Raw genomic sequence first — 600 nt, 5'->3', positions numbered from 1 at the left:
AATGGGAATCCAACTGAGTTGCAGCAGTAGTGTGATAATAGTGAGCAGCCAAAATGTCATGAGATACCTCAACGATAGTGTTAGTCCGTATGTAGAGAGTTAATCACGAGTCATTCGGGTGACGAAGTTTTCAGGACCTTTTGGGTTACTCCTTCAACGAATTTCCACCGATGGCCGCGACCTTCAAAACCATAGGCTTCACATTCGTAGCCTTGGCGCATCAATGACGTGTTTATGCCGCTGACCGCACTACTCCGGCTCGCCCAGTGATAGCCACCGTTGACGTTTAACCAGTCAACAATCTCAGCAACATGCCTTTGTTTACCATCCCCCATCAACGTTTCAATACGGATCATGGTGCGTTTCCAGTCGGTCATAAATTGTCCCGTGCCTGTGGTGCCCGCAACGGCGATCCGCATATCGTCGTGAAGCTGAGCCCGCAAGATTTTCCCTTGATGACGAGAGCCAGGAACCATGCGAGGTTCAAGCTGAACCCTGAGAGAGTAATGGGCTTCACTGATCTTTTCGGTGACTCCGTCATAACGCAGTTTTCGTGAAGGCGACTTCTCAACTTCCAGCAAACCGATACCCCACTGACGC

At 50.0% G+C, this 600-nt stretch carries 1 protein-coding gene; it reads right to left on the bottom strand.

The features are described from left to right. Positions 1 to 110: 110 nt before the first annotated feature. Positions 111 to 600, bottom strand: a 490-nt coding sequence (locus ACVRRC_RS22230; protein ID WP_472997614.1) for a hypothetical protein, incomplete at its 5' end; no start/stop codon positions are given.

It is taken from the genome of Stutzerimonas sp. LR2, assembly GCF_055755175.1.
The sequence above is the reverse complement of the archived record's forward strand: the minus strand, read 5'-3'. Positions and strand labels throughout refer to the sequence as shown.